Annotated in this window: 19 protein-coding genes, 1 tRNA gene and 1 rRNA gene; 11 read left to right on the top strand and 10 right to left on the bottom strand. The window is 67.8% G+C overall.

The genetic code is table 11. From position 1 onward, the window contains the following. Positions 1-6 precede the first annotated feature (6 nt). The 4 genes from CACI_RS43155 to CACI_RS43140 all read left to right on the top strand — a co-directional run bounded on the left by CACI_RS43155 (position 7) and on the right by CACI_RS43140 (position 6,014). Positions 7-912: a metal-dependent hydrolase gene (locus tag CACI_RS43155; protein ID WP_015797269.1), complete on the top strand. Its 906-nt coding sequence runs from the start codon at positions 7-9 to the stop codon at positions 910-912. A gap of 149 nt (positions 913-1,061) precedes the next feature. Continuing rightward, on the top strand, positions 1,062-2,189 hold the full coding sequence (locus CACI_RS43150; protein WP_015797268.1) for an L-cysteine desulfhydrase Cds1: 1,128 nt from the start codon (positions 1,062-1,064) through the stop codon (positions 2,187-2,189). Positions 2,190-2,400: 211 nt separating this feature from the next. Next, a complete protein-coding gene (locus CACI_RS43145; protein ID WP_015797267.1) occupies positions 2,401-4,065 on the top strand; it encodes a cell wall-binding repeat-containing protein in 1,665 nt (554 codons plus the stop codon). Between the two features lie 179 nt (positions 4,066-4,244). Next, the gene (locus CACI_RS43140) at positions 4,245-6,014 is read left to right on the top strand and encodes a cell wall-binding repeat-containing protein (protein ID WP_015797266.1); all 1,770 of its coding nucleotides are present in this window, start codon (positions 4,245-4,247) and stop codon (positions 6,012-6,014) included. A 109-nt stretch (positions 6,015-6,123) separates the two neighbouring features. Here the strand turns inward: CACI_RS43140 and CACI_RS47310 are convergent, their stop codons facing one another. Beyond that, positions 6,124-7,047 carry a polysaccharide deacetylase family protein gene (locus CACI_RS47310; protein WP_015797265.1) on the bottom strand — a complete coding sequence of 308 codons (924 nt, stop codon included), beginning with the start codon at positions 7,045-7,047 and terminating at the stop codon, positions 6,124-6,126. Positions 7,048-7,168: 121 nt separating this feature from the next. Between CACI_RS47310 and CACI_RS43130 the strand changes: the two genes are divergently transcribed. Continuing rightward, positions 7,169-8,554 carry a threonine/serine exporter family protein gene (locus CACI_RS43130; RefSeq protein ID WP_015797264.1) on the top strand — a complete coding sequence of 462 codons (1,386 nt, stop codon included), beginning with the start codon at positions 7,169-7,171 and terminating at the stop codon, positions 8,552-8,554. 111 nt (positions 8,555-8,665) lie between these two features. Here the strand turns inward: CACI_RS43130 and CACI_RS51860 are convergent, their stop codons facing one another. Beyond that, positions 8,666-8,893, bottom strand: a complete 228-nt coding sequence (locus CACI_RS51860) for a DUF5302 domain-containing protein (protein ID WP_015797263.1) — start codon at positions 8,891-8,893, stop codon at positions 8,666-8,668. Positions 8,894-9,024: 131 nt separating this feature from the next. Between CACI_RS51860 and CACI_RS43120 the strand changes: the two genes are divergently transcribed. Both CACI_RS43120 and CACI_RS46925 read left to right on the top strand, forming a co-directional pair. Beyond that, positions 9,025-9,097: transfer RNA gene (locus CACI_RS43120), tRNA-Arg, on the top strand. A gap of 103 nt (positions 9,098-9,200) precedes the next feature. Beyond that, a complete protein-coding gene (locus CACI_RS46925) occupies positions 9,201-11,513 on the top strand; it encodes a protein kinase domain-containing protein (protein ID WP_015797262.1) in 2,313 nt (770 codons plus the stop codon). An 8-nt stretch (positions 11,514-11,521) separates the two neighbouring features. Here CACI_RS46925 and CACI_RS43110 read toward each other — a convergent pair whose 3' ends face one another. Beyond that, positions 11,522-12,079 carry a hypothetical protein gene (locus CACI_RS43110; RefSeq protein ID WP_143765641.1) on the bottom strand — a complete coding sequence of 186 codons (558 nt, stop codon included), beginning with the start codon at positions 12,077-12,079 and terminating at the stop codon, positions 11,522-11,524. Positions 12,080-12,273: 194 nt separating this feature from the next. On the opposite strand from CACI_RS43110, the gene CACI_RS43105 reads away from it, so the two are divergent. Continuing rightward, positions 12,274-12,774, top strand: coding sequence for a universal stress protein (locus CACI_RS43105; RefSeq protein WP_015797260.1), 501 nt, complete (start codon positions 12,274-12,276; stop codon positions 12,772-12,774). Positions 12,775-12,924: 150 nt separating this feature from the next. On the opposite strand, the gene CACI_RS43100 is transcribed toward CACI_RS43105, so the two are convergent. The 3 genes from CACI_RS43100 to CACI_RS43090 form a co-directional block, all read right to left on the bottom strand. Then, on the bottom strand, positions 12,925-13,458 hold the full coding sequence (locus CACI_RS43100) for a SigE family RNA polymerase sigma factor (protein ID WP_015797259.1): 534 nt from the start codon (positions 13,456-13,458) through the stop codon (positions 12,925-12,927). 87 nt (positions 13,459-13,545) lie between these two features. Then, complete coding sequence (locus CACI_RS43095; protein ID WP_015797258.1) at positions 13,546-14,217, bottom strand: rhomboid-like protein; 672 nt, start codon at positions 14,215-14,217, stop codon at positions 13,546-13,548. A gap of 103 nt (positions 14,218-14,320) precedes the next feature. Further along, on the bottom strand, positions 14,321-15,091 hold the full coding sequence (locus CACI_RS43090) for an SDR family oxidoreductase (protein ID WP_015797257.1): 771 nt from the start codon (positions 15,089-15,091) through the stop codon (positions 14,321-14,323). A gap of 80 nt (positions 15,092-15,171) precedes the next feature. Between CACI_RS43090 and CACI_RS43085 the strand changes: the two genes are divergently transcribed. Next, positions 15,172-16,053 (top strand): sigma-70 family RNA polymerase sigma factor, encoded by an 882-nt coding sequence (locus CACI_RS43085; RefSeq protein ID WP_015797256.1) that lies wholly within the window; start codon positions 15,172-15,174, stop codon positions 16,051-16,053. 97 nt (positions 16,054-16,150) lie between these two features. Here the strand turns inward: CACI_RS43085 and CACI_RS43080 are convergent, their stop codons facing one another. From CACI_RS43080 to CACI_RS43065, 4 genes are all read right to left on the bottom strand, one after another. Next, entirely contained in the window at positions 16,151-18,388 is a 2,238-nt protein-coding gene (locus tag CACI_RS43080) for an MMPL family transporter (protein WP_015797255.1), read from the bottom strand. Between the two features lie 113 nt (positions 18,389-18,501). After that, positions 18,502-19,287 carry a sensor domain-containing protein gene (locus tag CACI_RS43075; protein ID WP_015797254.1) on the bottom strand — a complete coding sequence of 262 codons (786 nt, stop codon included), beginning with the start codon at positions 19,285-19,287 and terminating at the stop codon, positions 18,502-18,504. Continuing rightward, entirely contained in the window at positions 19,284-19,556 is a 273-nt protein-coding gene (locus CACI_RS43070) for a hypothetical protein (RefSeq protein ID WP_015797253.1), read from the bottom strand. Before CACI_RS43070 ends, CACI_RS43075 begins: the two co-directional genes overlap by 4 nt. After that, positions 19,553-19,864 (bottom strand): ArsR/SmtB family transcription factor, encoded by a 312-nt coding sequence (locus tag CACI_RS43065; RefSeq protein WP_015797252.1) that lies wholly within the window; start codon positions 19,862-19,864, stop codon positions 19,553-19,555. The genes CACI_RS43070 and CACI_RS43065 overlap by 4 nt, the downstream gene beginning before the upstream one ends. Before the next feature lie 153 nt (positions 19,865-20,017). On the opposite strand from CACI_RS43065, the gene CACI_RS43060 reads away from it, so the two are divergent. Together CACI_RS43060 and CACI_RS43055 are read left to right on the top strand one after the other, a co-directional pair. Further along, positions 20,018-20,209 (top strand): hypothetical protein, encoded by a 192-nt coding sequence (locus tag CACI_RS43060; RefSeq protein WP_015797251.1) that lies wholly within the window; start codon positions 20,018-20,020, stop codon positions 20,207-20,209. 759 nt (positions 20,210-20,968) lie between these two features. Next, positions 20,969-22,487, top strand: a 16S ribosomal RNA gene (locus CACI_RS43055). Positions 22,488-22,612 lie beyond the last annotated feature (125 nt).

Raw genomic sequence — 22,612 nt, 5'->3', positions numbered from 1 at the left:
AATCCCATGGCTGACCTGAAGCCGCGGCGCGTGAAGTTCGACTGGGAGAACACGCCGCTGCACTGGATCCCCGAGGATCCGTACGCGACGCACATCATCAACGTGCTGCACCTGCTGCTGCCGGCCGGCGAGCGCTGGTTCGTGCACGTCTACAAGCAGATCCTGCCCTACATCCACGACGAACAGCTCAAGGCCGAGGTCAAGGGCTTCATGGGCCAGGAGGGCACGCACGCCGTCGCGCACCAGAACGTCCTGCACCACATGAAGGTGCAGGGGCTGGACCCGGACCCCTTCGTGGCGCAGATCGAGTGGCTCTTCGAGCAGTTGCTCGGCGACAGCACCATGCCGCCGTTTGCCCGCGAGAAGTGGCTGCGCGAGCGGCTCGCGATCATCGCGGCGATCGAGCACTTCACCGCCGTGCTCGGCAAGTGGATCGTGGACTCGCGCGGGCTGGACGCCGCCGGCGCCGACCCGGTGATGCTCGACCTGCTGCGCTGGCACGGCGCCGAGGAGGTGGAGCACCGCTCGGTGGCCTACGACGTCTTCATGCACCTGGACGGCTCCTACGCCCGGCGCACCCGCGCGATGCTGGTGACCTCCGTGGCCTTCGCCTGGATCTGGGGCCGCGGCACGAAGTTCATGGTCGCCCACGACCCCCACGAGCTACGCGCAGGGCGCCCGACCGCGATGACCGAACGCGAGTTCCTGGGACGCTTCCGCGACGCCGCACGGCGTGGACGACTGCCGTCCCTGAGCAGCCTGGTCGTCGAGGTCCCGAAGTACCTCAAGCCCTCGTACCATCCCTCGCGTCATGGATCCACGCAGTCTGCGCTGGACTACCTGGCGGTGTCCCCGGCCGCCGTCTACGCGGCCGAGCTGGCTGCGGCGCGCAAGAGCGACGTCGACGGCTGAGCGCACCGCACCCCCTAGGCAGCGGGGTCGTGAGGGGTCATATCGGATACAGATCAGGGCTGCCGTGGCTCCGCCTTTTCCGATTCTTGATCAAGTGTTTCGACCGGTTTCCGACCTTTTGTGTCAGCGCGAAGATCTAGCATGTGGCCATGCAGCAGAGCACGGATGTCTCCAACCCGCATTGTCAGTCCGGGCGCGCCTGGGTGGACGAGGCGATTCGGCGCGTCTCGGCGGACGCCAACCGGTCCGCCGACACGCACCTGATCCCGCTCCGTCTTCCCGATCCGTGGCCCGAGTGGGGGATCGACGTCTATCTCAAGGACGAGTCGACGCATCCGACCGGCTCGCTCAAGCACCGGCTGGCGCGCTCGCTGTTCCTGTACGGGCTGTGCAACGGCTGGATCCGCGAGGGCACGACGATCGTGGAGGCCTCCAGCGGGTCCACGGCGGTGTCCGAGGCGTACTTCGCGCGGATGCTGGGCCTGCCGTTCGTGGCGGTGATGCCGCGCTCGACGTCCAAGGAGAAGTGCGAGCTCATCGAGTTCCAGGGCGGGGTGTGCCATTTCGTGGACGACCCCGGCGCGCTGTACGAGGAGGCGCGGCGGGTCGCAGCCTCGGCGCCGGCCGAGTCCGGCGGCGGACACTACATGGACCAGTTCACCTACGCCGAGCGGGCCACCGACTGGCGTGGCAACAACAACATCGCGGAGTCGATCTTCGAGCAGATGGGGCAGGAGCGGCATCCCTGTCCGTGCTGGATCGTGGTCGGCGCCGGGACCGGCGGCACGTCCGCGACGATCGGCCGCTACCTGCGCTACCAGCGGCACGCCACCCAGATGTGCGTCGTGGACCCGGAGAACTCGGCGTTCTTCGAGGGCTGGCGCGACCACGACCCGTCCTACGTCACCGGCAAGGGCTCGCGCATCGAGGGGATCGGCCGGCCGCGGGTGGAGCCCTCGTTCCAGCCCGACGTCGTGGACCGGATGATCCGGGTCCCGGACGCGGCGTCCATCGCCGCGATGCGACTGGTCTCCGAGCTGTCCGGGCGCGACGCCGGCGGTTCCACCGGGACCAATTTCTGGGGTGTGGTGAAGCTGATGTGCGAGCTGCGCGCGGTCGGCGCCAAGGGTTCCATCGTGACGCTGTTGTGCGACGGCGGAGAGCGGTATCGGAACACGTATAAATCCGATGCGTGGCTAGCTGAACAAGGGCTCGATCTGGCACCGTACAGCGAGCAGTTGCGAGTGGCGTTGGCGACGGGGAACTGGCCCGGGTGACTACCCCGTGACATCGCCCGAGTCCCTGATCCGGTGATTGTCACAAAGCTGTTTCGAAGTCTTTACCTGGGCGAGGGCAACCATCGAGTGCTACGTACCTAGGCCCATCGCTTTCTACGCACATCGCAGGATGCGCATATCCCCGCCGCTGGGGAAGGTTGCGTGGGCGGTTGAATAATTGCCGCTCGCGCCCCACCCACGGAGGACTTCCATGCATGTCACGAACAAGGTTCGGCTGGCTCTCGCCGCCGTAGCCGCGTCCGCTGTCAGCATGGGTGTGGCGGCGCCTTCCTTCGCGGCGGACGCTCCGGCGTCCACTGCGACCCCGGCTCCGATCCCGGTGCCCATCGGGCCTGTGTGGGCTCAGCTGCAGATCCACTCGGACTCCGGTTCGGCGAACCCGTTGGCGACGGATTTCGTGATCCAGGCCAAGGACACGATGCCCGGTGCGAAGCTGACCTACACCCTGGACTTCGGGGACGGTTCGAGCCCGGTCAGCGGTCCGGTGATCGCCGGTTCCTCGGGCACCGTCACCGTCCAGCACATATATAAGGCCACGGGTACGTACCCGGTGAAGCTGTCCGTCTCCGACGGCACGCACTCGGTGGACCTGGCGAAGTCGTACACCGCCTCCGTCAGCCGGCAGGGCCCGACCGCCGCCGTCACGGTGACGACCAGTCCCGAATCCCTGACGGCTCTGGCGGACCTGTCCCAGTGCGCGCCGGCCGCGGTTCCGGCCGAGCAATCCATAGCCCTGATACGCCTCAACTGGGGTGACGGGTCGAGCACCGACATCAGGACTCCGACCGCGAGGGTCCTTCAGATCCCGGTCGCGCACACGTATAAAGCGGCTGGTTCCTACGGCGTCGTGACCCAGGTCGTCGACCAGGACGGCGCCACGGCGACCACGACCGAGCAGATATCCGTCGGCCCGCCGACGACCGGGGGCACCGCGGTCACGCGGGTCGCCGGCGCCGACCGCTACCGGACCGCGATCGCGATCTCCTCGAAGCTGGCCGCGGGTTCCGCGCCGGCGGTCGTGCTGGCCACCGGCGAGGCGTTCCCGGACGCGCTGGCTGGCGTGTCGCTGGCGAAGCAGGTCGGCGGTCCGCTGCTGCTGACCCCGAGCGCCGCTCCCGACGCCGCGGTCACCGCCGAGATCAAGCGGGTCCTCAAGCCGGGCGGCACGGTCTACGTGCTCGGCGGTACGAACGCCGTCTCCCCGGCGGTCGTCAGCGCGCTGGGTGCGGTGACCGTGACCCGGATCGGCGGCGCGGACCGCTACGAGACCGCGCTGAGGATCGCCGACCGACTCGGCGACCCGTCGAACGTGGTGCTGGCGACCGGCGCGGACTACGCGGACGCCCTCGCGGCCGGCCCGTACGCCTCCGACGTCTTCGCCGTTGACGCCTCGCACCCGGCCGCGATCCTGCTGACCGCGACCACACAAATGTCGCCGGCGGTTCAGGCCTATGTGAAGAAGGCGCACGCCGTCGCGGCGGTCGGCGGCCAAGCGGTCACCGCGGCCAATAACGCGCACATCTCCCTGGCGCCCCACGCGAGCTTCAGCGGCTACGACCGCTACTTCACGGCGGCCATGGTCGCCGCCGCCTTCCAGGGCGAGCACACCGCGGGCGTCGCCACCGGCGAGAACTACGCCGACGCCCTCACCGGCGCGGCCTCGCTGGCCCAAGCCGGCGGCCCTCTGGTGCTCACCCAGACCCACCTGCTCACCCCGGCCGCCTGGCACGCCCTGCAGGGCATCGAGGCCTCGGTCGGCGCCACCGGCACCGTCGAGGTCTTCGGCGGCCCGGCCGCCGTCAGCACCGCCACGGTCGCGCAGATCGTCGAAGCAGTCCACGGACACATGGCCTGACCGGCCGCACCCCAGCTTGGCCGCGGCCGGCAGCCGGACCCACGAGGCCCGTCCCGCCGACCGCGACCAGCCCCGGCACCGCGAGGCGACCAGGGCACCACACAACTGAAGATTGCAGACGAAAAACGCCGGACAAGCCAGTCCCAGGCACCCGGCCAATTCCGGAGGTCCCCCCAAAAATGGGTAACGAAAACAACCACTCTGTGGCCCGCAAGCGCCTTTCGACGCTGGCCATCACCACCACGCTGGCAGCCGTCGGCGTGGGCGTCGTCGGCACCGGCGCGGCCAACGCCGCGACCACCTCGCCGTCGGGGCATTCGCAGGAGGGCACGCAGGCCGTGGCCGCGCCCGTGCTGAAGTCCGCGGTCACCGCGGGCACCGGCGCGACCAGCCTCACCGCCACCGCCGACCTGACCGGCACCACGGTCGACCCGAGCATCGCGGCGGCCTCGACGGTCACCATCAACTGGGACGGCGCCAAGGACGTCCAGACCCTCCACTTCGCCGCGGACGGCACGCTGTCCACGAGCAAGGTGCCCCACGTCTACACGGCCGGCGGCGCCTATGACGTCATCGTGACCGTGAACGACGGTTCCAAGACCCCGCCGACCGCGACCACGCACCTCGTCGTGGCCGACGCGACCCTCGCCGCCTCGCTGTCGGCGAACACCACCAAGAAGAACAGCCCGGTGACCCTGTCCCTGGCCGGTTCGTCGGTCGACCAGTCGATCAAGGCTGCCACGACCACCGTCACCTGGGGCGACAAGGCCACCGCGTCCTTCGCCGGCGACCCGGCGAAGATCAGCGCGACCGACGCCAAGCTGACGCACTCCTACGCCGCCGACGGGACCTACCCCGTCACGGTCACGCTGAACGACGGCCTGGGCACCAAGACCTCGGTCCAGACCGAGACCTTCAGCGTGAAGGTCAGCGAGACCGGCGTCGTGGTCCTGCAGGCCGCCGGCGACACCCGCTACGAGACCGGCACCCAGATCTCGCAGCACCAGTGGGCGAGCACCGGCGTGGCCACGGACAACCGCACGCAGGCCAAGTCGGCGGTGCTGGCCACCGGCAACGACTTCGCCGACGCGCTGGTCGCCGTGCCGCTGGCCAAGAAGGTCCAGGGCCCGCTGCTGCTGACCGACGGCACGCAGACCAAGACCAACCCGATCGTGGTCACCGAGATCCAGCGGATCCTGCCGAAGGGCTCGACCGTCTACCTGTTGGGCGGTGAAATGGCGCTCAACGCGGGCATCGAGAAGCAGCTGCAGGGCCTGGGCTACACCACCGTGCGGCTGGCCGGCGCGGACCGCTTCGCCACCGCGCTGCAGGTCGCCGAGAGCCCGAAGGGCATGAACAACCCCTCGCACGTCATCGTGGCCCGCGGTGACGAGGGCAAGAACCACGACGGCTTCGCCGACGCCCTGTCGGCCGGCTCGTACGCGGCCAACGTGTTCGGCGCCGGCGACGGCGGCTCGGCCGTGGTGCTGAGCAACTTCAAGACCTTCGACACCGACACGAAGGCCTATGTCCAGAGCAAGCTGAAGGCCGGCCAGCAGGACGTGGCCGCCGTCGGCGGCCAGGCCGCCACCGCGATGACGACCATCCTCGGGTCGGACAAGACCTACGTCACCGCGGTCGGCCACGACCGGTACGAGACCGCTGCGATCGTGGCCTCGCACTTCCTGCCGAACGGCAAGGCCGACCAGATCGGCGTCGCCACCGGCACCGTCTACGCGGACGCCCTGACCGGTGGCGCGTACATGGCCACCGTCAACGGCCCGCTGCTGCTGACCGACCCGAAGGTGCTGCCGGCCTACACCGCGAACGCCGTCGGCCAGTTCTCCACCCAGGAGATCAACATCTTCGGCGGCAACGTCGCGATCTCGCCGGCCGTCGCCAAGCAGATCGCCAAGCTGGTGAACGTCGCCACCATCGGCAAGTTCTAAGCACCTGCCGAGGTAGCAGGGCGCTTTTCGCGAGCGCCTGACAACTGAACAGTCTCAGCCCTGCTGGCCCGCCGGAATCCTCCGGCGGGCCAGCAGTCTGTCTCGGGACCTAGCTGCCGCCTCCGGTGATGGCCGGCGGCCGGTTGAAGTACGACGTGCCGTTCCGCAGTCCGACGCCCTTCATCAGGGTGCTGACCGTGACGAAGGTGTAGCCCTGGTGTTTGAGGCGCTGGATCACTGCGGGGGTCGCGTCGACGGTGGTCTTGTGGGTGTCGTGGGAGAGGACGATGCGGCCGGGTTTGGCGTGGCCGACGATCTGGTCGGCGACGCGGGCCGGGTCTGGGTACTTCCAGTCCTCGGGGTCGACGCGCCACATGATGAAGGGGGCGCCGGCGACGGTGCGGACGGTGTCGTCGACCGCGCCGTAGGGCGGGCGGACCAGGGTCGGGCGGGGGATGCCGGTGGCCGCTATCGCGTCGGCGCTGCGGGTGATCTCGTCCTGGACCGCGGCGGCGGGCAGGCGGGAGAGGTCCTTGTGGTCCCAGGTGTGGTTGCCGACCTCGTTGCCCTCGGCGTATTCGCGGTGGACCAGGGAGGGGTACTTGACCGCCTGGTCGCCGAGGACGAAGAAGGTCGCCGGGACGTTCTGCGCCTTCAGCACGTCCAGCAGGCGGCCGGTGTCCGGACCCGGGCCGTCGTCGAAGGTGAGGGCGATGCACTTGGCGACCGAGCAGTCGACGTCCGCGTTGGTGCGCGGGGATGGCGTGGGCGAGGAGGGCGAAGAAGGTGAGGCGGGTGAGGAGGGCGACGAGAGCGAGGAGGGCGAAGACGGTCTCGCCTCGGACGTACTCGGAGCACTCGACCCACCCGTCGCACTCGCTGCCCGCCCGCCAGCGCCGCCACCCGCGCCGCCAGCACCCCCGCCCCCGCACGCCGTCGCGGCCACCCCGACCGCGCCGAGGACGGCGACGGCGGCGATCGTCTGCGTGCGGTGCTTGCGGGCGGGGAACCGGGACAAGAGCGGGCGAATCATCGGACAATCATTCACTGTCGACCCGGCGACCCCCTAACCACACTGGTCAGCGCAAGGGGGTGAATCAGTGGTTCACAATGCGTGACTGAGCGGATACCGGTCCATTCGATATCTTTTCGGCGTGCAATTCCACGAGCACCGCACCCGGATCCGCGCCGGCGCTCCCGGCGCCCCCGGCTCGGAGGAGCGGACCGTCGAGCCGTCCTCGGCGGCGCGCGTCATCGACCTCGGGCTGCGGATCGGCGAGCTGCTGCTGGCCAGCGGGGAGGGCAGCGAGGACGTCGAGGTCGCGATGGTCGGCATCACCGAGGCGTACGGGCTGTCGCGCTGCGAGACCAACGTCACCTTCACCGTGGTGACGCTGTCCTACCAGCCGAGCCTGACCGACACGCCGCTCTCGCTGGAGCGCGTGGTGCGGCGGCGCACCGTGGACTACACCAGCCTGGCCGACCTGCACCGGCTCGCTGTCGACATCAGCGCCGGCGGCGTGACGCTCGAGGAGGCCTATGGCCGGCTCGCGGCGATCCGCCGGAACAAGTACCCCTACCCGCCCTGGGTGATCGTCGGCAGCCTCGGCGCGATCGCCGCGACGGCGGCCCTGCTGGTCGGCGGCGGCTACCTCGCCAGCCTGGTGGCGTTCGTCTGCGCCATCCTCGGCGACTGGCTGTACCGGCAGCTGGCGCGGCTCGGGCTGCCCTCCTTCTATCTGCTGGCGGTGGCCGCGGTCCCCGGCGCCATCGCGGCGATCCTCCTGGACCGCCTCGGCGTCCACATCAACAGCTCGGCGGTCGTGGTCGGCGGCGTGTTCACGGTGCTGCCGGGACGCGCTCTGGTCGCCGCGATCCAGGACGGCCTGACAGGCTTCTACATCACCGCCTCCGCGCGCCTGCTGGAAGTGGTGTTCCTGGTCGCCGCACTGGTCTGCGGCATCACACTGGTCCTGAAGGTGGGCCGCCAGGTCGGCGCGAGCTTCATCGTGGACGAGCACTTGGCGCCGGTCCGCGCCGATCCGTTGATCGCACTAGTGGCGGCTGCGCTAGGAGTGTCCTTCGCGGTGGCGGTCCACACTCCGCGGCGCATATTGCCGTTCGCCGCCGTCGGTGCGGCGTTCAGTTGGGCGGCGGGGACGTACCCCGTTCAGTGGGGTCTGTCGCCCGTGGTTGCCACCGCGCTGGCCGCGATGATCGTCGGACTGATCGGCTACCTGGTCGCGCTGCACTACCGCACTTCTGCGCTGCCCTATGTGATTCCCGCCGTAGGACCCCTGCTCCCGGGCTCAGCGGTGTACTTCGCCATGCTGGAGATCACCAGCGGCGACAGCCACCTCGGCATCGACTCCCTGGAGACCGCGATCTCCCTGGGCCTGGCCATCGGCGCCGGCGTGAACCTCGGCGGCGAGCTGGCGCGCGTCATCACCCGGGCGCGGGGCACCAAGGAGCTGGTCTTCCGCTTCCGCAGGAACGCGGCGGGGGAGCAGGAGCCAGGTCTGCCGCCTCAACAAGGCTGAAGGACGCGACCGAACTCCCTCGGTCACGCCCCTCAGTAGCTCTACGCGGCACGTCTATATGCGTCGCTATATACGTTTCGCATACGTGCAGCGCTATATAACGCCGGCCGGTCACCCGCCGCTCTTGCGACGGAACTGCCGCTTGGCACCAGCCCGTCCGTGCGCGGAGTGGATCTTCGAGTCCCCGGGACCCCCGCCGTTGCCCCGCGCCCCGTTACCCCGCTTGGCCTCCAGCGCTTCCAAGAAACGCCGCTTCTGCTCGTCGGCGTCCGAAGCAGCCTCCGGCCCACCCCCCGGCTCGCCGGGCTCCGACTGCGATCCCGCCGCGGTGGTGTCCATACCGGCCTCCATGATGTGCGATGTGACGAAAGAGCTGTCCCAGCCAGCCTCCCACGACCACCGCGCCCCGCACCACACGGATAACACGCGTCCCGCGCCCCGCGACATTGGGTAAGCTGTCAGCGCTACGCGCCCTCGTAGCTCAGGGGATAGAGCACCCGCCTCCTAAGCGGGGGGCCGTTGGTTCGAATCCAACCGGGGGCACTCGAAGTGACGCGGGGAGTAGGCGGGGTCGCTCCGCCTGGGGTTTCGGTGGTGGCGTGGCCACTCTGGTCGCCCTGGATCTCCAAATAAGTATGCTCATCGCATGACGCGTCCACTGCGTTCCACGGATCCCACCCGCATCGGCGACTACGAGCTGACCGGCCGGATCGGCGGCGGGGGTATGGGGGACGTGTTCCTCGGGCGGTCGCCGGGTGGGCGGTTGGCGGCCGTGAAAGTGGTGCGTGATCTGCTGGCCGACGATCCGCGGTTCCGGGAGCGGTTCCGGCGGGAGGTGGCCGCCGCTCGGTCGGTGAGCGGGGCTTACACGGCGGCGGTGTTGGACGCCGATCCCGATGCCGAGCGGCCGTGGCTCGCCACCGCCTACATCGACGGGCCGACGTTGCTTCGGCGGGTCTCCGAGGACGGGCCGCTGGACGCGCGGGCGGCGAGGGCGTTGGGCGCCGGGCTGGCCGAGGCGCTGCGCGACATCCACCGGGCCGGGCTCGTGCACCGCGATCTGAAGCCCGGCAACGTGCTGCTGGCGGCGGACGGTCCGCGCTTGATCGACTTCGGCATCATCCGGGGGACGGACGGCGAAGGCCTCACCGAGACCGGCTACGTGCTCGGCAGCGCCGGCTACATGGCGCCGGAGCAGGCGGCCGGCGGCGAGGCGACCGCGGCGGCCGACGTCTACTCGCTGGGCGCCGTGCTCACCTTCGCGGCGACCGGGCACGGTCCCTTCGGCGACGGTCCGATGCCCGGCGTGCTGCTCCGGCAGGCGTCCGGGGACCGGGACATCTCGGCAGTGCCGGAAGGACTGCGCGACGTGGTCTCCCGCTGCCTGGACATCCTTCCCGGAGGACGCCCTACTACGGACTCCCTTCTGGAACTGCTAGGCGGGAACGCTATAGCGGACGGCGCCACGTTCCTCGATGCGCCGGACTCGGGTCCGGGTCTAGAGCCGGAGAACACTGAGATCGCGGCGACCCCGACCACCCTCATGCGCACCGGTCCGAAGAAGTCAGGGACGAAAAAGTCCAGCACTAAGAAGCCCGGCGCGAAGCAGTCGGGAACGAAGAACTCCGCGACAAAGACCTCCGGCACAAAGAACTCCGCGACCGCACGGAATACCCACCGCCCGAAGTCCTCACCCCCGCAGCCCATACCGACCCGCCGCAAGTTCCTGTTCCTCGGCATCGCCGGCGCCGCCGTGGCGGCCTTCAGCGTGGGCGTCGCCGCCATGCCGCACGGCGACAGCAAGTCGACCGACCCCGAAAGCACCGACAGCGACGTCAACGACGCCACCAGCACGACAGGCCTCTCCACCAAGAAGGCCCAGGGTGTCCTCGGCGGACCGATGAAGAGCCCGCTGTGGTCTGCCACCGACACCTACGCCGACTACCTCGCCCTGTCCGGAACCACCCTCCTGGTCCAGGGCACGACCCTGTCCGCTTTCGACACGTCCACCGGCAAGAAGTCCTGGACCGTGCCCAAGGGGACCTTCAACCAGGTGATGGACGGTGCCCTCCCCGCGTTCGGGGACTCGGTGTACGAGACCACAGACGCGGGCGACCTGGTCGCGGCCGCGGTGGCCGACGGCCGCCAAGCCTGGAGCGTGTCCGGTCCCGACTCCTGGCTCACCCGCGGCCTGGTCGGAGCGTCCTCTGACATCGTCGTGGGCTGGTCCTACACCGACGTCGCCCAAGCCGCCAGCAGCGGGATCTGGGGAGTCGATCCGCAGTCGCATCAACTGCGCTGGAGCACGAAGATCGGCGGGTTCGAGGGCGCACCGTATTTCTGCTCCGAGGCCGGCCTGGTCGTCCTGTCCCAGCCGAACAACCACCAGGTGACCGCCTACAGCACGCAAACCGGCAGTCAGGCCTGGGTCGCCAAGGACTCCACCCCCAGTGCCGATGCCGCATTCGCCACAGCGGTCGCGAGCCACGGCAAGACCGTCTACTGGGCCACCGACCGCCTTTACGCCTTCGACGAGAACGGCCATGCCATCTGGCCGGTGGCCGTCACCCCTGAGGGCGGGGACAGTGCCTTCCACGCGGTCATCGCCAACGACACCACCGTCTACGCGGCGTCCGAGGATGTCGGGCTTTCGAGCGCTAATACGATCGCCGCCTATAAAGCCTCCGACGGTGCGCCCCTGTGGCGGACGCTCTGGCCGAAGAACTTCCACGACCCGAGCCTGGAGTGCCAGCTGGCGCTCGGAGGCGGGAACCTCTACATCGTCGACCATATGAGCGGCACCCTGGTCTGCCTGGACGCCAAGACAGGCGAGACCAACTGGCAGTTCCACGATGCCGCCGCCTCCAACGGCTCCGTCGACGACTGGCACCTCGTGGCGAACGACCAGTACGTCGTCGTCGGATACCAGTCCACCGTGCACTGCTTCACGGCGAACTGAGTCCCCGCCTATAGCGCTTTTGCGTCGTCCCATCCGGACAGGTTGTAGTTGAAGTACGCGTTCGGGAAGACGAGCTTGCCGTCGGGGAGTCCGTTGAGACCGCCGGAGCCGTCATAGGCCTTGAAGATCTGGACCGAGCGAGTCAGACAGTTGTCCTCGATCACGTTGTAGGGGCGCGCGAAGCCGGCCGTCACCGCCGCCTCGGCGGCGCCCTGGTCGTCGGCTGCCGTGTCCTTGCAGCGGTAGCTCTGGTAGCCGCCGGAGTCGTCCGTCGTGGCGAAGTCCTGGAGCATCTGCTGCTCCGAACCGTGCTTCTCCCAGTTGTGGTCCTGCAGCGTGGCGCCGTAGTCCCAGGTCCCGCTGCCGTCGGACCAGCGGAAGGCCCAGGCGACGTGCCCGAGGTCCAGCGCGCCCTTCGGGGCGTCGAACATGCAGACCCGGCCGCTCATGGCTCCGGTGCCCACCGAGTCCGCTGTGGCGGACGATGCGAACGCGACGCCTGTGGTGACCGTACTCGCGAGCACGGCGAGGGCCATGGCGGCGGCTCTCCTATAGCGAATCCTCATCCTGTCCTCCCTGTTCTCCCATATCGGAGGGATCCGGCGATCCCCGCCGATATCAACGGCTTGAGGGGGTGGAAGGATGCGTTCGGATCACCGCGTGGGATGCGTCACTCACGCCCCCGCGGCGGAATGATCTAAAGCGAGTCAGCGTTGTGACCACCAAACACGACGACGAGGTCTCACGAAGGAGAACCACCATGGCCGGCACCCTTCTCATCGCGTACGACGGCTCCGCCGACGCCAAGACCGCTTTGGAGTACACGGCCCGGACGTTCCCCGGCCGCGAGGCCGTCCTGCTCACCGTCTGGGAGCCGCTGATGAGCCAGCTGGGCGTCGCCGAGGCGTTCGTGGGCGCGGTCGCCACCGAGGATGAGGAGAAGGTCGTCGAGCTGAGCGCCGAGCAGGTCGCCGAGGCCGGCGCCCAGCTGGCGGGCGAGGCCGGCCTGAAGGCGACCGCGCGCTGGGAGTCCGAGGGCACGCAGTCCGTCTGGCAGACCATCGAGCGCGTCGCCGACGAGCTGGACGCGGACCTCGTCGTGACCGGCTCGCGCGGCCTGACCGGCCTGCACTCGCTGCTCGTCGGCAGCGTCTCGGCGAAGGTCCTGCGGCACGCGCAGCGCCCGGTGCTGGTGGTCCCGTCGGCGCACCTGGCCAAGGCCCGCAGCGAGGCGCCCGAGGGCGACTCCGCGGACGCCTGATCCGACCCGGTCCTTCGGGACCACGGACTCGGCAGATTACGAAGACTCCAGAGAGCGGCCGGCCGCCACAGAGCTCTGCGACTGGCCGCTCTCTCTATGTGTGCACGAACGCTAAGCAGCTGTGCACCAATAAATACAGGGCTGGTGACGCTATGCGTTGCCGGCCCTTAGTCGTATCGTGACCGCGCGCATCCCACGGCTCGCGGTGGACTTCACCGTGCCGCGCGAGACACCCAGCGTGCGCGCGATCTCCGTCTCTGTGAGATCGGCCCAATAGCGCAGCAGCAGCACCTCCCGCTGCCTAGTGGGGAGCGCCTGCACGGCTTCCATGACTTCGCGGTGCTCCAGCGGCAGCAGCGCCGTGGTCTCCGCGGGCTCCACGTCTCTGGTGTCCTGGACGGCGTATTCACGTTCGAGCTTGCGCCTCCGTTGGACCGACCGTGCGCGGTTCACCACGGCGGTACGGAGGTAGGAGGACGGTGCCGCGACTCCTTGGAGCAGGTCGGGACGGGACCAAAGCTTGACGAATACCTCTTGCACAGCGTCTTCAGCGCTCGCCATGTCGCCGAGCAACAACACCGCGAGCCGCGTCAGTGGCAGCCGGTGAGTGGCGTAGAGATCGGCGACATCAATGGTGCCGCTTTGGCGGTGGCATTCCGGGGCGGACAGAACCATCGTGGTCATATATTCAGAGTCGCTGTCGGGCGCCCCTGTTGGTAACCACCGAAGGTCTACTCCACCCCCTCCCATAGTGGGGTGTGCACGTACATCCTATTGCGGAGTGGCAGGCACGGTGATGGACCCTGGGGCTACCTCTAGCTCTACATCGCTAAGCGCGCGCCGCGTACGTACCACCACGACGATCCCTACAGCGAACGACAGCACATGCCCTATCGCTGTGTAGTCAGCGTGGTCGATCCCCTGGAGCAGACTCGGTGCTGCTCCGGCTAGACACACCGCCCACACCACCCGCAGCCAGAGCGGTCTGGCGGTGGCGATGGCGATCGTCAGTGCGGTGACTACCAGATACGACGGACCGGTGTCCCACATATGCGCGTCCGACGCGGGAAGCGTGCCGTGGTGGATCCGCCACCACACCAACCCCTCGGTGGCCACGCTGACACCGATGTGCACGCCGGCGAGCACCAGCACGGCTCTGCGTGCCCCCAACAGCGCGACCACGCTGAACAGCGACAGCGCGAAGAACGGCCACACCCCCGCAGACTCCTGCGGTATGAACGCCGACGCCACGAAGGCCTCCACCGGATGCCCGCCGGGACGGATGTTCGCGATGTTCGTCGAGCACCAGTCCATGAGCTGCTGCAGCCGATTGGCCGAGATCGTGTCCTCGACCACGGCGGCGACCGTCAGCGACACCGCGTACCAGAACGCGGGATCGCGCAGCAGCCGCGACAGGAGGGCGCGGAGTCGAGCGGCGGACAAAGGTGACCCCCTTCGATCAGCGGTACCCATCCTGCCAACGCCATCATCCCTGCGGCGTAATCCTTGGCGTGATCGAGCCGGTCCCCGAGGACGCCCGCCACTGTCAGCCGACGTGCGCCGCCAGGAAGTCCGTCCAGGAGCCGGAGGCGACCAACGCGCCGTCCAGCGTCAGGTTGTCCCCGGCGCGATAAGCCTTGCCCGCCTTCCCCGGGATTCGGACCGGCATCAGCATCCGGTGCTTCCCGGCGGCCTTCACATAGGACCGCACGAGGTCGCCCATCGCGATCACCTCCGGACCCGCGATGTCGGGCACCAGGCCGGCCGGCGGACCGGCGACCAGCTCGACCAGGCGCGCGGCGACGTCGCGCGCGTCCACCGGCTGGAACCGCAGGCCGCCCGGGTTGGGGACCACCGGCAGCTTCGCCATGGTGCGCACCGCCTTCAGCGTCAGATCGTGGAACTGTGCGGCGCGCAGGATCGTGTACGGCACGCCCGACTCCTCGATCGCCTTCTCGGCCGCCGCCTTCATGCGCAGCCACCCCACCGGAACCTTGTCGGCGCCGATCACCGAGATGTAGACGATGTGCCGGACCCCGGCGCGCGCTGCGGCCTGTGCGAGGTTCCGGGTCGCGATGTCGTCGCCCTTCTGCGCGCCGGCCAGGTGCAGGACGGTCTCGATGCCGTCCAGAGCCTCGTCGATGTTCGCCCCGTTCTCCCCGGCGAGCAGGTCCCCGGTGACGTACTCGACGCCTTCGGTGTCCTCGCGCGCGCTCCGGCTCAGGATCCGCAGGTCGTACCCGGCCGCGCGGAGCAGCGGGACGGTGTGCGAACCGAGGCCGCCGGTGCCGCCGGTGACGAAGATCTTCGCGTTCACGATCACTCCTTGGTATGACGGTGGGGAACCCGTGGAGCGGGCTCACGGGGTAGACACGGCGGCCGAGGAGTGTGTGACAGATGGTCGACGAGAATTTTCTCGCCGAACGGTTCCAGGAGAACCGGCCCAGGTTGCGGGCGGTGGCCTACCGGATGCTGGGCTCGCTGAGCGAGTCCGACGACGCGCTGCAGGAGGCCTGGCTGCGAGCCAGCGGCGCCGACACGGACGAGGTGCGCAACTTCCAGGCGTGGCTGACCACGATCGTCGGGCGCGTGTGCCTGAACATGCTGCGTTCGCGGCAGCAGCGCAAGGAGGATTCCCTAGAGATCCACATTCCGGATCCCGTGGTGTGCGCCGAGGACGACACCAACCCCGAGACTGTCGCCCTGACCGCGGACTCCGTCGGGCTAGCGATGATGATCGTGCTGGACACGCTCGCGCCCGCCGAGCGCTTCGCCTTCGTGCTGCACGACATGTTCGCGGTCCCGTTCGAGGACATCGCCGAGGATCTGGAGAAGACACCGGCGGCGGTCCGCCAGCTCGCCAGCCGCGCCCGGCGCCGGGTCGAGGGCCACGCGCCGGTTCCCGATCCCGACCTCGCGGTACAGCGCACAGCCGTCGACGCGTTCTTCGCCGCCGCGCGGGACGGTGATTTCGAGGCTCTGGTCGCTGTGCTGCATCCGGACGTGGTGCTCCGTGCCGACGGCGGCGTATTGCGGGCCAGCCAGACGGTGATGCTGTCCGGCGCGCGGACCGTCGCCTCGCAGGCGCAGCTGGCGCGCACCATGGCTCCGTACGTCCAGCGCGTCCTCATCAACGGCACGCCTGGTGCGTACGTCGTCAAGGACGGCAAGCCGTTCTCGCTCATGTCTTTCAATGTCGTCGGCGGCAAGGTCGAGTCGATCCAGGTGATCCTCGACCCCGAGCGTCTCGATGCGGTCGCCCTTCAGTTGGCGGCATAGCTCTCTAGCCGCACGCATAGACCGCGGCGCCGGAACCCTTTGTCTAAGGGTTCCGGCGCCGCAGTTTCTCTATAGCGTTCGTTCTAGGCGTAGTCCCCTAGGCGATCGGCACCGTGGGGCGCGCATATGTCGGCGCCGGTGCGGGTGCTGCCGACTTCTCCAGAGCGAGACCCGGAATCCACCGCAGCGCCCGCGGCAGCTGCCAGTTCCGCTCACCCAGCAGGCTCATGATCGCCGGGACCAGCAGCCCGCGGACGAGCGTGGCGTCGATCGCCACTGCGACCGCCATGCCGATGCCGACCATCTTCATCGGCGCGAACGGCATGAAGGCGAACAGCGAGAACACCGCCGCCATGATCAGCGCCGCGCTGCTCACCACGCCCGAGGAGGAGCTGACGCCCCGGACCACGGCCTGCTTCGTCGACACGCCGCGCAGCCGCAGCTCCCTGATCCGGCTGAGGACGAACACGTGGTAGTCCATGGACAGTCCGAACAGGATCACGAACATGAACAGCGGGAGCCAGGAGATCACGGCGCCGTAGGACTGGAAGCCGAGCTGCTTCTCCAGGTGTCCGTCCTGGAAGATCCACTTCACGACGCCGTAGGACGCGCCGACCGAGAGCAGGTTCACGGCGATCGCGGTCAACGGGATCGCCAGGGAGCGGAACGCCGCGACCATCAGCACGAAGGCGAGCAGGAGCACGAAAGCGATGACGATCGGCGTCGTGCTGTGCAGCCGGCCGCCGAAGTCGGCCTGGCCGGCCGCCTGGCCGCCGACGCTGTAGTCGATGCCGGGGACGTGGCCGAGGGTGGCCGGCAGGACCTCGGAGCGCAGGTTCTTCAGGGCCGCCACCGAGGCGCTGTCCGCGCCGTCGCCGGCCAGCGGGACCGAGATCGCCTCGTAGCTGCCGTCGGTGCTGGTCTGGGTGGTCACCTGCGCGCCGTTGGGGAGCATCCGCTCCATCGCGGCGACCGCGCCGGTGAACTCAGAGCCCTTCAGCACCTTCGGGTCGCCGTGCACCATCAGCTGCGCCGGCGCGGGTCCGCCCGGGAACGCCGTCTGCATGCGGTCCAGCGTCTGGCTGATCGGCTTGCCGTAGGTGAGGGCGACGCCGCCGGGGTCCTTCGCCTTCAGCCCGGCGCCGATCCCCGCCAGGGCGAGCAGGGCGAGAAGTGCGGGGAGTCCCCACAGCAGCGGACGCTTGACGACGTTGCGGACCAGGAAGCTCCAGAACCGCGACTCCCGCGCCACCGTGCGGCGCTTGCCCACGAACGGCACGCGCCCCTTGTCGAGCTTGTCGCCGAGCCAGGACAGCATCGCCGGGACCACGGTGACCGAGCCCAGCATCGCCATGCCGACCACCAGGATGGTGCCGACGGACCAGCCGGAGAACGCGTCCATCTGGGTGAAGAACAGACCGGCGAGGCAGGCCATCACGGTCAGACCGGAGACCACGATCGAGCGGCCCGAGGTGCTCGCCGCGATCCGCAGCGCCTCCCTAGGAGACTTGCCCAGAGCGCGCTCCTCACGTTCTCGGCGGATGTAGAAGAGCGAGTAGTCGACGCCGACAGCCATACCGATGAGCAGCACCACCGAGGACGTGCTGTCGCTGATCGGGACCCAGTGGCCCGGGATGGACATCAGGGAGATGCCCGCGACCACCGCGGTCAGCGCCAGCAGCAGCGGGATCGAGGCGGCGACCAGCGCGCCGAACACCAGGAGCAGCAGGACCAGGGTGACCGGGACCGAGCTGAACTCCGCGCGCTGCAAGCCGGTGGAGATGATGTCGTTGACCGTCTTGTCGACGGACGCCGAGCCGGCTTCCTCCACGCGGAGTCCGGGATGCGCCGCCTGGATCTGCGCGACGGTCGTCAGTGGCTTCGCGACGGTCTTGTCCGCGTCGTCCTTGTTCCCGGCGACCACGAAGGTGACCAGTGCGGAGCGTCCGTCCTTAGAGACCAGTGCCTTGGTCTCCTTAGCGTTGTCCAGAGGAGAGCGGACCTGCGCCGCGGAGCCTGGAATCGCGCGGAGTGCGGCGGCTACATCAGAGACTCCGTTGCGGAAGTCCGTGTTCGTCGCGAAAGCCGCCCCTGATCGGCTCTGCACGAGAACGCTTTCCGTCTGCTGGGAGATACCGGAGGCGTCCAGCGCGCGCTCGGCGCGCCCCGCCTCGCCGGGGTCGTAGGGGGTCTTCTTGGTACCGGAGGCCATCCCGCCGATCACCACCGCGGCGATGATCAGGATGAGCCAGCCGAAGACCGTGGTCTTGCGGTGGCGGGCACTCCAGCCCGCCACCCGTTCCACCACAGGCGGGCGTGCTGTTAGCGTGGACATGAGAGATCCCCTCCATGGCTGAGCCATCGATGTGTGAGAGCTGACGTGACTTGGTGGTCCGGGGTCTTGCCTGGCCGGGCGGATGCTGCAACATCTGCCCGGCCCGCTTTGTCTCAGCGGCCGGCCGGTGTGCTCAACGGGCCGGGGGAGTCCAGGACGCGCCGGGCGGCGGCCATCGGGTCGCGTCCGACGACCGTGGCGCGCACCGCGCTCACGTGCACCCGCGCGGTGGCGACCAGGACGTAGTTCCAGGCGATCAGCAGGACCAGGGCGGCGGCTGCTGCAACAGCCGCTGACAGGTCGCTGCCGATCCAGAACCCGATGGCGTCCTTGCCGTGCGGGCCGTTCGGGAAGTAGCCGTACTCGAGGCCGTGCATGTGGCGGCCGTCGAAGGTCCGGGGGATGTAGCGGTACCAGATCGGGACGGTCACGCCGGCCAGGAAGACCACCCAGACCACCCAGACGACCGTGTCCAGGACGAACAGCGGTACGTAGAGAACAGAGAAGTAGACCAGGCCTCGCTTGGTCACCCGGCTTCGCCAGGAGGCGCGCAGTGTCGCGAAGAAGCCTTCCGCGTCATCCATCGGCGGCATCGGGGGAAGTCCGTCGGGGACCACTGCGCGGGCCCGTCCGCGTTCCATCGCCGCACAGCCGCGGATGAAGTACGCAGTGCCGATCAGCAGAGGCAGCCCGGCCCAAACGATCACCAGGGCCGTGGACGTGACGGTGATGCTGGTGATCACACAGAACAGCACCGTGCAGACGACCATGGAGCTGAACAGGTACCAGGCCGACGCCCAGACTCCGGCGGAGAACAACATGCGGACCGGGTTGCGGTACATCCGCAGGCGCTTCCAAACAGGTATCCCATAGAGAGACGCCATCTCTTCGGTGTTCATTCGACGCTCCTGAGCATCCTCTCGATCTCGCCGACCTTCAGGTCCAGGGACCGCAGCTCGGTGAGCAACTGGTCTTGCTTCTCCACCGCTTCCTCCGCGAGCTTGCGGTAGGAGGCAAATGCCACCGCGTCGGCGCGGTGCTTCTGCAACTGGAAGAACGACACGATGCTCACCGCGATCGCCGTGAAGATGATCGCGATGATCACCACCGCGATCAGGCCGCCGCTGGTACCGCCACTGCCGCTGGCGAGCACGACTCCGTTGCTCATCCCTTTCCACCCTTCGTGTTCGCGTCCGGCGCGGGTTCCGCGTCCCGGGTCACGGTCTCGGCGATCGTCTCCGCGTCGAGCGTCAGCGCGAACGGCCTGAGCTCGACGTACTTCATGGCTTTGCCGTCGTCGGAGAGCTCCAGCTGGCCGGCCACCATGCCGGCCGTCTCGAGGCGTTCCAGATGCATGTACAGCAGCGCCCGGGACAGTCCCAGCCGTCGCGCCAGCTCGCTGACGTGGAGGCGTTCGCCCTCCTGAGCCGCGCGGTACAGCTCGGCGACGATGCGCAGCCGTTGGGCGTGGCCCACGGCGCCCAGCTTCGCGAGCAGTTCCTCGGTGTTCAGGGGGTCCTCCTTGACGGTGCGCTATCACCTGTAAGCCGAGACTGACAGGTGGTCGACGCGACTGTCAAGTGTTCGCATCAGAGCCCTCCCGCCTCGCTCTGCCCTACACTGGAGGGCATGAGCGAGAACTCGGGCTGGGACGCGGACGAGCGCGTCGTGGACTGGGACGAGCTGTTCGGGGACGTGCTCCCGGAACAGACCACGGACGATCTCGGTGACCGGGACCCGTCCTCGACCTCCGGCGCCGGCGGCGACACCGCCCGGCTGATGGAGCTGCTGGCGGACCGGCCGCCGCACTACGAGGACTGACTGAAGCCGGATTAGCCCGCCCGGGATCAGGGAGCTTGACACGGGCTCGGGCGCAGACTAAGTTTTCACGACGTTGCCCCTTCGGGACGCGCCGCGCGAGCGGGCGATCACCCGGGGTGATCTTCAGCAGGAGCCAATCCGATCGCCAAGTCGTCGCCATCGGCCTTTTCATGGGCCGCTTCAGGCGTCGGCCGCGTCGTGTTCTCCTGGTGTCGGAGCCTGGATATCTCCGCCAAACAGCCGGCGAACGGCCGATTTGGAGGGGGAAACAAGTACCGATACAGTTCTGGAGCACCGCAGCGGAACGCGAGTTCCGAAGCGGACCGAAGGCCAGGTGGAAGCGCAAGAAGCACTGGAAGATCTGCTAAGATCTGAAATGCGGAAGGCGGGGAAACCAGCCGGAAGTGAAAATCGCAAGAAATTGCGAAAGCCGCGGAGGATCTGCTAAGATCTAAAGCGAAGCAAGACAAAAGAAAAACAGCAAGACTCGACAACGCCGGGTCGCGGCCGATCAGAACGAAGGTTCTGAGACGAGTGGTTCGGGCGTCTGTTTCTTGAGAACTCAACAGTGTGCCGATTAATTTCGATGCCATGCGACCTCGGTCCTGCGCTCCGTCTTTAGATGCGAGCGATGGTCCGAGCGTCATTGAACACATGGTTGGTAGACGCTCCCGACCCCCGTCGGGATGTCGGTCTACTTGCCAGGTGACTCTTCTGACACCAAGCGCCGACCTTATTCCGGTCGGCTGGTGATAATCATCAATGGAGAGTTTGATCCTGGCTCAGGACGAACGCTGGCGGCGTGCTTAACACATGCAAGTCGAACGGTGAACCGCTTTCGGGCGGGGATCAGTGGCGAACGGGTGAGTAACACGTGGGTAACCTGCCCTCCACTCTGGGATAACTCCGGGAAACCGGGGCTAATACCGGATACGACTCGAGGCGGCATCGCCTCGGGTGGAAAGTTTTTCGGTGGAGGATGGACCCGCGGCCTATCAGCTTGTTGGTGGGGTAACGGCCTACCAAGGCGATGACGGGTAGCCGGCCTGAGAGGGCGACCGGCCACACTGGGACTGAGACACGGCCCAGACTCCTACGGGAGGCAGCAGTGGGGAATATTGCACAATGGGCGAAAGCCTGATGCAGCGACGCCGCGTGAGGGATGACGGCCTTCGGGTTGTAAACCTCTTTCAGCAGGGACGAAGCGCAAGTGACTGTACCTGCAGAAGAAGCACCGGCTAACTACGTGCCAGCAGCCGCGGTAATACGTAGGGTGCGAGCGTTGTCCGGAATTATTGGGCGTAAAGAGCTTGTAGGTGGCTCGTTGCGTCGGGAGTGAAAACCCGCGGCTTAACCGCGGGCCTGCTTCCGATACGGGCGAGCTAGAGTTCGGCAGGGGAGACTGGAATTCCTGGTGTAGCGGTGGAATGCGCAGATATCAGGAGGAACACCGGTGGCGAAGGCGGGTCTCTGGGCCGATACTGACACTGAGAAGCGAAAGCGTGGGGAGCGAACAGGATTAGATACCCTGGTAGTCCACGCCGTAAACGTTGGGAACTAGGTGTGGGGTCCATTCCACGGGCTCTGTGCCGCAGCTAACGCATTAAGTTCCCCGCCTGGGGAGTACGGCCGCAAGGCTAAAACTCAAAGGAATTGACGGGGGCCCGCACAAGCGGCGGAGCATGTGGCTTAATTCGATGCAACGCGAAGAACCTTACCTGGGCTTGACATGTTCGGTCTACCTGCAGAGATGTGGGGTGCTTTTGCGCCGTTCACAGGTGGTGCATGGTTGTCGTCAGCTCGTGTCGTGAGATGTTGGGTTAAGTCCCGCAACGAGCGCAACCCTCGTTCCATGTTGCCAGCGCGTTATGGCGGGGACTCATGGGAGACTGCCGGGGTCAACTCGGAGGAAGGTGGGGACGACGTCAAATCATCATGCCCCTTATGTCCAGGGCTGCACACATGCTACAATGGCCGGTACAGAGGGCTGCGATACCGCAAGGTGGAGCGAATCCCAAAAAGCCGGTCTCAGTTCGGATCGGGGTCTGCAACTCGACCCCGTGAAGTCGGAGTCGCTAGTAATCGCAGATCAGCAACGCTGCGGTGAATACGTTCCCGGGCCTTGTACACACCGCCCGTCACGTCACGAAAGTCGGTAACACCCGAAGCCGGTGGCCTAACCCCTTGTGGGAGGGAGCCGTCGAAGGTGGGACCGGCGATTGGGACGAAGTCGTAACAAGGTAGCCGTACCGGAAGGTGCGGCTGGATCACCTCCTTTCTAAGGAGCCTCTCACTCCGGGACGCACACCATAGGGTGGGCGATTCGAGTGCAGAGTCGTCCGGTTGGTTCCAGCGCATGTCTGGACGCCGGCGCTCAAGGGTGGAACATCGAAGACTTAATCG

It is taken from the genome of Catenulispora acidiphila DSM 44928 (genome assembly GCF_000024025.1).
GTDB lineage: Bacteria > Actinomycetota > Actinomycetes > Streptomycetales > Catenulisporaceae > Catenulispora > Catenulispora acidiphila.
This window is presented reverse-complemented; position numbering and strand designations above follow the sequence as displayed.